An 11,202-nucleotide genomic window follows, 5' to 3' on the forward strand; every position below is an offset into this window, starting at 1 on the left:
GCGCGGCGCCGCGGGGCCTCGCCGCGGCGGCCGCCGGCTGCGCGGTGCCGGGCGGGGCGGCCGGCCCGCCCGCGGGAGCCTGCGTCAGCGCCGGGCCCCCCGGCGCGGCGGGCCGGCCGGAGAAGGGGCAGGGCGGTCCGTCCTCGGGGGCCGGCGCGGCCGCGGACCGGGGCGTGCCCAGGCCGCCGGCCGCGCCGCTGGCCCTGCCGGGGCTGGCCCGCGCCGAGGAGGAGAGCAGTGGCGAGGCGGTGGCCCGGCGGGAGGCGGCCGTGCGCGCCGGGCTGGAGACCGCGCACCGGTGGGGGCTGGAGCAGCTGCCGCCGCGGGCGCCACAGCCGCCCCTGGTGAAGCCGGAACTGAAGCCGGTACAGGGGGTGAAGCTCCAGGAGGGGCTGCCCCCGGTGGTGTACCGCGTTCCGACCGACCGGAAGATCGTCTTCCTGACCGTCGACGACGGGGCCGAGAAGGACCCGGACTTCTCCCGGATGGCGGACGAGCTCGGGGTTCCGCTCAGCACCTTCGTCGCCGACTACCTGGCCCGCTCGGACTACGGCTACTTCCGCAAGCTCGCCGCCCAGGGCGACGCGGTGAACAACCACACCATCAACCACCGCAACCTGAAGGTGCTGGACTACGCCACGCAGCGCGACGAGATCTGCCGCCAGCAGGACCAGCTGGAGCAGCAGATCGGCGTCCGCCCCCGGTTGTTCCGGCCCCCGTACGGCGAGTACAACGACGACACCCTGCGGGCCGCCGCCTCCTGCGGGATCGAGGCCGTGCCGCTCTGGAACGAGGAGGCGTTCCCCGACCACGTCGAGTACCGGTACGAGGACCAGCGGCTGCACCCCGGCGACATCATCCTCACCCACTTCCGGGGTACCGACCTGTGGAACGGCACGATGCCCGACCTGCTCCGCAAGGTCGTGAACGAGGTCACCGCACAGGGATTCACCCTCGCCCGCCTGGACGACTACCTGTAGCGGCGGCCGCCGCCGGGCACGGCCGCCGCCGGGACCGGGCGGCCGTCAGTCCAGGGTGAGCGCGTCGAGGTACACCCAGGCGCCCTCGTGGCGCACGAACCGGCTGTGCTCGGTCAGGACGCCCTCCTCCCGGCCCTCGGTGTAGTGGGCGCGGAAGGCGACCGTGCCCTCGGCGTGGAACCGCCCGCCGTCCGTGGTGGAGAGCACCTCCAGGCGGACCCAGCGCAGCCCGGGGTCGAAATCTACCGTGGCCGGCCGGGTGTCGGGGTGCCAGCTGCGCAGCAGGTAGGCCTCGTCGTGGGCGGCGAAGGCGCTGAAGCGCGAGCGCATCAGCGCCTCGGCGGTCGGCGCCGCGGCCTGGCCGCGGTGGTAGCGGCCGCAGCAGTCGCCGTAGGAGGCGGACAGGCCGCACGGGCAGGGCGAGGAGGGCAGCAGCCGGGGTGCGGGGGCGGCGGCGCGGGGCGCGGGTCGGCGTCGGGACATGGCGTCCATTCTGGCCCCTCGGGGGAGTGCCGCGCTCCGGGTCGGGGCAGTGCGGCCTCCGGGCCCCGGTGCGCACCCGCGCCCTGTCGGCGGGTCGCGGGGGCCCGGGGGCACGGGTTCCGGCGCCGGCCGGCCCCACTGCGGCGGCGGGAGCGGCAACGGTGCAGGCGGAGGCAGTGGCAGGGGCGGCGTGCCGACGACGAGGCAGGGTAAAGGGAACGCCAAGAGATCGCGGCGGGCGGGGCGCCGGGGGTGCGCGCCGGGAGCGGTCCGTGGCTGGAATGAAGGTAGCGCCAATGCGTTCGGATGTCACCAGTGCTGACGGTCCGTGAAAGATGGCCGACGAACCGTCACCCAGGCGTACCGCTCAGCGCAGAGAAAGGGGTGATCTTTCCGGCATATCGAACGAGTGTGGGAAATGTGCTGGCCATTCGAAGATCCTTACCCCACCATCTCCGAGGGCACACCGCCCATTTCTCGCCGACCACAAGTCGGCGCAGGGCCATCCCTCAGGAGAGTTGATGAGTTCGACGGGACTTCCTCCGTTCGACCCGATCGCATCGCCGGCCGATCTGCTAGGCGCCCAGGTCAGACGGACGCCCGAGGCCGTCGCCGTGATCGACGGCGAGCGGAGCCTGACCTACCGGGAACTGGACTCCGCGGTCGACGCGCTGGCCGGCCGGCTGGCCGGCGCCGGGGTGCGCGCCGAGACGCTGGTGGGGGTCTGCCTCCCGCGATCGGCGGACCTCGTGGTCACCCTGCTGGCGGTACTGCGCGCAGGCGGCGCGTACGTGCCGCTGGACCCGGCGTACCCGCAGGACCGGCTGGAGCTGGTGATCGGCGACGCGCAGGCGCCCGTCGTGGTCACCGACCGGGCGCACGAGCACCTGCTGGCCGGCGCCGGCGCCACCCTGCTGTACACCGACGGCGACAGCCCCACCGCACCGCTCGCCCCGGCCGCCCACACGGCCGACGCGCTCGCCTACGTGCTCTACACCTCCGGCTCCACCGGCCGCCCCAAGGGTGTCGCGGTGACCTGCGGCGGCGTCAACGCCATGCTCCGCTGGGCCGCCGGGACCTACAGCGCCGCCGACGTGGCCGGCGTGCTGTTCGGCACCTCGGTCTGCTTCGACATCTCGGTGTACGAGCTGTTCTTCCCGCTCGCCGTCGGCGGCGCGGTCGTGGTGGCCGAGAACGTCCTTGCGCTGCCCGAGCTGCCCGCCCGTGACGCCGTGACCCTGGTCAACACCGTGCCCAGCGCGATGGCCGCACTGCTGCGCGGTGCCGGCCTGCCCGGCGGAGGGGGTCTGCCGGGCGGCGTACGCGTGGTCAACCTCGCGGGCGAGGCACTCCCGCGCCACCTGGCCGACCAGGTCTACGCCCAGCCGCAGGTCGAGCGCCTGTACAACCTGTACGGGCCCACCGAGGACACCGTCTACTCCACCTGGTCGCTGGTCGGCCGCGACGAGCGCGGCGAACCCGTGATCGGCCGCCCGCTGACCGGCACCACCGGCCACGTCCTCGACGAGCGGCAGGCCGCCGTGCCGGACGGCGGCATCGGCGAGCTCTACCTCGCCGGCGAGGGCCTGGCCCGCGGCTACCACGGCCGCCCGGACCTCACCGCGGAGCGGTTCGTCACCGTCGGCGGCGAGCGCTGCTACCGCACCGGGGACCTCGTCCGCCGCCTGCCGGACGGGAACCTGGAGTACCACGGCCGGGTCGACCACCAGGTGAAGGTGCGCGGGTTCCGGGTCGAGCTGGGCGAGATCGAGGCGGTGCTCGCCGCCCACCCCGCCGTCGAGGCCGCCGCCGCCGTCGTCCAGCAGGACGAGGCCGGCGACTACCTGGCCGCCTTCGTCCAGCCCGCGCCCGGCGCCGCCGAGCCGACCGCCGCCGAACTGCGCGCCCACTGCGCCGCCGCGCTGCCCGGCTACATGGTGCCGCTGGCCGTCGGCGTCCTGGCCCGGCTGCCGCTCACGCCCAACGGCAAGACCGACCGCAAGGCGCTGCCGCCGGTCGCCCGCAGCCGGGGAGGCGCGGAGCTGTTCGTCGCGCCGCGCACCCCCGTCGAGACCCGGATCGCCGAGCTGTGGCGCGGCCTGCTCGGCGTCCCCGAGGTCGGCGTCCACGACGTCTTCCTCGACCTCGGCGGTCACTCGCTGCTGGCCGCCGGCCTGCTCGCCCGCATCGAGCGGGAGTACGGCACCCGCGTCCCGCTGGCCGAGTTCTTCGCCGCGCCGACCGTCGCCGCGCTCGCCGTCCGGGTGGCCAACGGCGGCGGAGGCCGCCCCTCGGTCGCCCCGCCCGTCCGCGAGGCCGCACTGCCCGCCCGCGCCACCTCCTTCCAGCGCGAACTCTGGCTGCACGAGTCCGTCCAGCCCGGCAGTGCGCTCTACAACGTGCCGCTGCGGATCCGGGCCGTCGGCGCGCTGGACCTCGCCGCGCTCGGCCGGGCGCTGACCGAGGTGGTCCGCCGCCACGAGGTGCTGCGCACCGCGCTGGGCGGCCAGGACGGCGACGTGGTCGCGGAGGTCCGCCCGCCCTACCCGGTCGAGGTCCCGCTGCTGGACCTCACCGGCGCGGGGGAGGAGGAGCTGGACGCGGCGCTGCGCACCGAGGCCGCCCGGCCGCTCGACCTCGCCCGGGGCCGGCTGCTGCGCGCCCTCGCCCTGCGCACCGGCGACGGCCGGCACGAGCTGCTGTTCACCGTCCACCACGCCGCCATGGACGGCTGGGCGGCCGGCCTGTTCCTCGCCGAGCTGGGCCGCGCCCTGCAGGACGGCGAGCTCGCCGAGCCCGTGCTCCAGGTGTCCGACGTCGCCCGCTGGGAGGAGCGCGCCGAAGCGGCAGGCCGGGAGGACGCGCTGCGCTGGGGCGAGGGGCTGCTCGGGCTGGACGCCGACCAGCACCTGCCCGGCGACCGCCCGCACCCGAACCCGCACGACACCGCGGGCCGCCGCACCGCCCGCCGGATCGACGCCGGACTGGTCCGCTCGGCCGAGCGCTGGGCCGCACAGGAGGGCGCCAGCCTCTACATGGCCGTGCTGGCCGCGCTCGGCGGTGTGCTGCACCGCTACACCGGCCGTACCGACCTCGCCGTGCTCAGCCCGTTCGCCGTCCGGCCCGTCCCGGAACTGGAACAGGTCCTCGGCTCGCTGATCAACACCGTCGCGCTGCGCTTCGACGCGGCCGGCACCGACACCTTCCGCCAACTGGTCGCCCGGGTGCGCCCGGTGGTGCTGGACGCCGCCGAGCACAGCGGCTACCCGTTCCTCGAGCACGCCCGCCGGGCCGTCGGATCGGCCGGGCTGACCGCCTCGCCGATCTCCCAGGTGCTGCTCGCGGTCCAGAACCACCCGGTGGCCGGCATCGAACTCCCCGGCCTCAGCCTGCAGTTCGTCTCCGAGGTGTGCAACGGCAGGGCCAAGACCGACCTTTCGCTGTTCCTGGAGTTCCCGGCCGAGGGGCCGCTGCTCTCCGCCGAGTACCGCACCTCGCGCTACGACGAGCGGTCGGTGCAGGCCGCGCTCGACCACCTGGTCGCGCTGCTCGCCGCCGCCGTCGCCGAACCCGACCGTCCGATCGGCGAGTTGGCGATGCTCTCGGCCGCCGATCTGGCCGCCGGCGCACCGGCCGACCGGACCGGGGAACCGGTGCCCGACGCCCGGCTCCACGAACTGGTCGCCGCCCAGGCCGCCCGCACCCCGGAGGCGGTCGCCGTCTCCGCCGCCGACGGCGTCCTCGACTACGCCGGACTCGACGCCACCGCGGGCCGCCTGGCGCACCTGCTGGCCGGGCGCGGGGCCGGCCCCGGCACGCTGGTCGCGGTCGCCGTCCGGCGCGGCCGGCTGCTGCCCGCCGCCCTGCTCGGCGTGCTCCGCAGCGGCGCCGCCTACCTGCCGCTCGACGTCGACCAGCCGCTCGCCCGCAACCGCGCGGTGCTGGAGGACGCCGGCGTCACCCTGCTGGTCGCCGAACAGGCCACCGCGGGGGACGAGTTGCTCGACGGCCGCGCCGTCGTCCTGATCGACGGGCCGGAGGCCGCCACGGCCCCGCAGGCCCCGGCCGTCGCCGTCGGCCCGGAGGACCGCGCCTACCTGCTCTACACCTCCGGCTCCACCGGCACCCCCAAGGGCGTCGCCGTACCGCACCGGGCGATCGTCAACTTCCTCACCTCGATGGGCCGCGAACCCGGCCTCACCGAGCAGGACGTGATGGCCGCGGTCACCACCGTCACCTTCGACATCGCCGGGCTCGAACTCTGGCTGCCGCTGGTCACCGGGGCCCGGGTGGAGATCGCCGACCGCGCCACCGCCACCGACGGCCACGCCCTGGCCGGCTGGCTGGAGCGGCGCGGCATCACCCACCTCCAGGCCACCCCCGCCACCTGGCGGATGCTGCTGGAGGCCGACTGGCCCGGCCGCCCCGGCCTGACCGCCCTCTGCGGTGGCGAGGCGCTCACCGCCGACCTCGCCGAGGCCCTGATCAAGCGCACCGGCGTGCTCTGGAACCTCTACGGGCCGACCGAGACCACCGTCTGGTCCACCGCCCAGCAGGTGACCCCCGAACTCGCCGCCCACGGCGCAGTGGTGGCACTCGGCGCACCCATCGCCAACACCCGGCTGCACCTGCTCGACGCCGCCGGCCGGCCGGTACCGGTCAACGGCATCGGCGAGCTCTGCATCGCCGGCGCCGGCGTCGCGCTCGGCTACCACGGCCGCCCCGACCTGACCGCCGAACGGTTCGTCCCCGAGCCCGGCGGCCCCGAGGGCGAGCTGATGTACCGCACCGGCGACCTCGTCTGCCGCCGCGCCGACGGCCGGCTGGAGTACCACGGCCGTACCGACGCCCAGGTCAAGCTGCGCGGGTTCCGGATCGAGCTGGGCGAGATCGAGGCCGCGCTCACCGGCGTCCCCGGCGTCACCGCGGGCGCCGCCCGCCTCGCCGGCACCCCGGCCGGGCCCGTCCTGGCCGGATACGCCGTCACCGACGGCACGCTCACCGAGGAGGCGCTGCGCAGCGTGCTCGCCGGCAGGCTGCCCGACTACATGGTGCCCGCCGCGCTCGTCCTGCTCGACGCGCTGCCGCTGACGCCCGCCGGGAAGGTCGACCGGGCCGCACTGCCCGCGCCGCGGCTCGGCGGCGCCGGCCGGCCGCCCGAGGGCGACTGCGAGGAACTGCTCGCCGACCTCTGGCAGGAGGTCCTCGGCCTGGAGCAGGTCTCCCGGGACGACGACTTCTTCGCGCTCGGCGGCCACTCCCTGCTCGCCACCCGCCTGACCGCCCGGATCCGCGACACCTTCGACACCGACCTGCCGCTGCGCACCGTCTTCGAGGCCCGCACCCTGGCCGCGATGGCGCGCCGGATCGAGGACCAACTCCTCGAAGAACTCGACGACACGGACGAGTTCGACGAGTTCGACGAGTTCGACGAGCCCGACCAGACCGACCGGATCGACGCCGGGCCCGACGGCAAGGACGCCGCCGCCCGGACGGGGGAGAACGCATGACCGACCAGCCCACCACCGGGCCCCGGCCCGACCAGGACGACAGACGCCAGGAACTGCTCCGCCGACGGCTCGCCAAGGCCAAGGCCGCGAAGGCGGCCAGGGACGCGGCAGCCGGGGCCGGAGCGGACGCCGGAGCCCCGGGGGCGCACGGCATCACGCCCCGCCCCGAGGGCACCCCGGCACCGCTCTCCTCCGCCCAGCGGCGGATGTGGTTCCTCACCCAGTACGAGCCCGACAGCGCCGCCTACCACATCCCGCTCGCCCTGCACCTCGACGGCGAGCCCGACCCCGCCGTGCTCGGCGCCGCGCTCACCGACGTGCTCGACCGGCACGAGGTCCTGCGCACCGTCTACCGGGCCGACGGAGGGGACGTCAGACCCGAGACCCTCGACGCCGCCTCCTTCACCCTCGCCACCGCCGACGTCCCCGCCGACCGGGTGGACGCCGTCCTGGAGGCCGAGGCCCGGCGGCCGTTCGACCTCGCCGCCGACCTGCCGCTGCGCGCCACCCTGCTGCGCACCGGCGGGGGCGCCGGCGTGCTCGGCCTGGTGCTGCACCACATCGCCGCCGACGGCTGGTCGATCGGCGTGCTCTTCGCCGACCTCGCCGCCGCCTACGCGGCCCGGTCCGCGGGCCGCGCACCCGCCTTCGCACCGCTGCCCGTCCAGTACGCCGACGTCGCGCACTGGCAGCAGACCGCACTGGCCGAGGAACTGACCCGGCAGGAGGCCTGGTGGCAGGAGCGGCTGCGCGGGGCCACCGCCACCGTCACCGTGCCCACCGACCGGCCCCGGCCCGCCCTGGCCGGCACCCGCGGCGAGAAGATCACCGTCGGCCTCGGCGCCGAACGCAGCCACCGGATCCGGGCGCTCGCCGAGCAGACCGGCACCACCACGTACATGGTGCTGCTGGCCGGCCTGCAGACCGTGCTCTCCCGGTACACCGGCGCCGAGGACGTGGTGGTCGGCACGCCCGTCGCCGGGCGCACCCGCAGCGAGACCGAGCCGCTGGTCGGCTGCTTCGTCAACACCCTGGCGATGCGCACCGACCTCTCCGGCGACCCGACCGTGCGGCAGCTGCTGGAGCGCGTCCGCGAGGGCACGCTCGGCGCCTTCGGCCACCAGGACCTGCCGTTCGAGCGGCTGATCGACGCCCTCGGCCTGGAGCGGGAACTCGCGCACACGCCGCTCTTCCAGGTCATGCTCAACGTCCACAACCAGGCCGAGGCCGCCCTCGACCTGCCCGGCCTGAAGGCGGACTGGCAGCCCGTCGGCACCGACACCGCCAAGTTCGACCTCTCCGTCGCCGTGGTCGACCAGGGCGGGGACCTCACCGCCGACCTCGTCTGGCGCACCGAGCTGTACGACGAGCCGACCGTCCGCCGCGTCTTCGGCCACCTCACCACGGTGCTCGACGCGATGGCCGACGGCCCGGACCGCCCGCTGGCCGACCTGCCGCTGCTCACGCCCGCCGAGGAGCGCCTGCTCGCCGACTGGGACGACACCCTGCGCGGCTGGGACCTCGACGGCACGCTGCACGGCCTCGTCGAGGAGCAGGCCCGCCGCACGCCGGACGCCCCGGCCGTCCGCGGGGCCGACGGCGTCCTGAGCTACGCCGAACTCGACCACCGGGCCAACGCGCTGGCCCACCGGCTGCGCGCGCTCGGGGTCGGCCCGGACACCCCGGTCGGCCTGCTGGTCGAGCGCTCGGCCGCGCTGGTCGTCGGCATGCTCGGCATCCTCAAGGCCGGCGGCGCCTACCTGCCGCTCGACCCGCTGTACCCGGACGAGCGAATCCGCGCCCTGCTGACCGCCTCCGGGGCGGCCGCCGTGGTCACCACCGAGGACCTGCGCGCCCGCACGGCCGCCACCCCGGACACCGCGCCGGTCGTCGTCCTGGACGGCACGGCCGCCGCCGACGCCCCCGAGGTGGACGTCCGCCCCGGCCACCTCTGCTACCTGATCTTCACCTCGGGCTCCACCGGCGCCCCCAAGGGCGTCGCCGTCGAGCACCGCAACTACCGCAACTACCTTCACGGCCTGCGCGAGCGGATCGGCGGCGACCAGCAGGGCTGGAACTGGGCGCTGGTCTCCACCTTCGCCGCCGACCTCGGCACCACCAACGTGTTCGGCGCGCTCACCGCCGGCGGCTGCCTGCACCTCCTCACCCGTGAGCAGGCCACCGACCCGGACGCCTTCGCCGCCTACGCGGCCGAGCACCGGATCGACGCCATGAAGCTGGTCCCCAGCCACCTGGAGGGCCTCGCCGCGCACGGCGCGGGCCTCGGCGGGATCCTGCCCGGCCGGCTGCTGATCTGCGCCGGTGAGGCCCTGCGGCCGGACCTCGTCGCCCGGATCCGCGCGGCCCGCCCCGACCTGTTGCTGCACAACCACTACGGCCCGACCGAGACCACCGTCTCCATGCTCGGCGCGCCCGTGCCGGAGGACCTCGGGGACGCCGCCACCGCGCCGCTCGGCCGGCCGTTCGGCAACGTCGGCGCGCACGTCCTGGACGCCCGCCGGCGCCCGGTGCCGGTCGGCGTCCCGGGCGAGCTGTACGTCTCCGGCGGCGGCGTCGCCCGCGGCTACCTCGGCCGCGACGACCTCACCGCCGAGCGGTTCACCGTCGTCGGCGATCGGCGCAGCTACCGCACCGGCGACCTGGTCCGCCGCCGCCCGGACGGCGCGATCGAGTTCCTCGGCCGGGTCGACCACCAGGTCAAGATCCGCGGCTTCCGCGTCGAGATCGGCGAGGTGGAGGCCGAACTGACGAGCCGCCCGGAGATCCGCGAGGCCGTGGTGGTCGCCCGGGGCGAGGGCGCGGCCCGCACCCTGGCCGGCTACCTGGTGCCGGCCGACCCGGCCGCCGCCCCGGACCCGGGCGAGCTGCGGGCCGCGCTGCGCACCCGGCTGCCCGACTACATGGTGCCCGCCGCCCTGGTCGTGCTGGACGCCCTGCCGCTGAACGCCAACGGCAAGGTCGACCGGGCCGCCCTGCCCGAGCCGGAGGCCGCCCAACCCGTCTCGGGCGGCGGTGAGTTGACGACCGCCACCGAGCATGAGGTGGCCGCCGCCTACCGGCAGGTCCTGGTCGTGGACGAGATCGGCGCGACGGACGACTTCTTCGCGCTCGGCGGCGACTCCTTCTCCGCCGTGCACGCCGTCCGGCAGATCGGCCGCGGGCTCTCGGTGATCGACCTCTTCCAGCACCCGACCGTCCGCGAGCTCGCCACCCTGCTCGACGCCCGGGCCGGCGGCACGGCGGACGAGGGCCCGCGCACCCTTCTGCACAAGCTCACCCGCGGCAACGCGCCCGCCGAGGTGAACGTGGTCTGCGTCCCCTACGGCGGCGGCAGCCCGATCACCTTCCAGCCGCTCGCCGACGCCCTGCCCCCCGGCCACCGGCTCTACGCCGTCGAACTGCCCGGCCACGACCCGAGCCGCCCCGACGACGAACTGGCCGAACTCGACGTCCTGGCAGACCGGTTGACCGAGCAGATCACCGAACGCATCGACGGCCCGGTGGTGCTCTACGGACACTGCCTCGGCGGCGCGCTCGCCACCGCACTCGGCGCCCGACTGGAGGCGGCCGGCGTCGACCTGCGCGGCGTCGCCCTCGGCGGGACCTTCCCCGCGGCCCGGCTCCCCGGCCGGTTCGCCGAGTGGATGGCCAAGCGCCTGCCCGGCGACCGGATGCTCTCCAACCGCTCCTACCTCGACTACCTGCGGGCGATGGGCGGCTTCACCGACGTCTACGACCAGGAGGAACAGGACTTCCTGGTCCGGGCGCTGCGCCACGACGTCCGGCAGGCCGAGGAGTTCTACACCCGGGCGTACGGGGACGCCCGCCCGGCCCCGATATCGGCGCCGATCCTCTGCGTGGTCGGCGAGAAGGACCGTGCCACCCAGCTGTACGAGGAGCGCTACGCCGAGTGGGAGCACTTCGGCGAGACCGTCGACCTGGCGGTCATCCCGCGCGCCGGGCACTACTTCCTCAAGCACCAGGCGGACGAACTCGCCCGGGTGATAGCCGAGTTCATCGCCAGTGGAACGGTGGCCGAGGAGGTCGCGGCCAAGCGCCCGGCCGCCCGGGCCGACCTGGGCACCTTCGCGAAGGTGGCGATCGGGCAGTTCGTCTCGATGATCGGCACCAGTCTCTCCACCTTCGCGCTCGGCGTCTGGGTGTACCAGCAGACCGGCTCCGCCTTCGACTTCGCGATGATCTCGGTG

General features: G+C 75.6%; 4 protein-coding genes. 3 read left to right on the forward strand and 1 reads right to left on the reverse strand.

Annotated features, from left to right (window positions below; genetic code table 11):
- The coding region (locus tag ACFC1F_RS40485) for a polysaccharide deacetylase family protein (protein ID WP_376166447.1) at nucleotides 1-980 on the forward strand (980 nt) is incomplete at its 5' end.
- A 45-nt stretch (nucleotides 981-1,025) separates the two neighbouring features.
- Here the strand turns inward: ACFC1F_RS40485 and ACFC1F_RS40490 are convergent.
- Nucleotides 1,026-1,463 (reverse strand): YchJ family protein, encoded by a 438-nt coding sequence (locus ACFC1F_RS40490; protein WP_376166449.1) that lies wholly within the window; start codon nucleotides 1,461-1,463, stop codon nucleotides 1,026-1,028.
- A 521-nt stretch (nucleotides 1,464-1,984) separates the two neighbouring features.
- Between ACFC1F_RS40490 and ACFC1F_RS40495 the strand changes: the two genes are divergently transcribed.
- Both ACFC1F_RS40495 and ACFC1F_RS40500 read left to right on the forward strand, forming a co-directional pair.
- Complete coding sequence (locus tag ACFC1F_RS40495; protein ID WP_376166451.1) at nucleotides 1,985-6,973, forward strand: amino acid adenylation domain-containing protein; 4,989 nt, start codon at nucleotides 1,985-1,987, stop codon at nucleotides 6,971-6,973.
- The coding region (locus ACFC1F_RS40500; protein ID WP_376166453.1) for an amino acid adenylation domain-containing protein at nucleotides 6,970-11,202 on the forward strand (4,233 nt) is incomplete at its 3' end. The genes ACFC1F_RS40495 and ACFC1F_RS40500, both read left to right, overlap by 4 nt.

This window comes from Kitasatospora sp. NPDC056181 (genome assembly GCF_042266225.1).
Taxonomy (GTDB): domain Bacteria; phylum Actinomycetota; class Actinomycetes; order Streptomycetales; family Streptomycetaceae; genus Kitasatospora.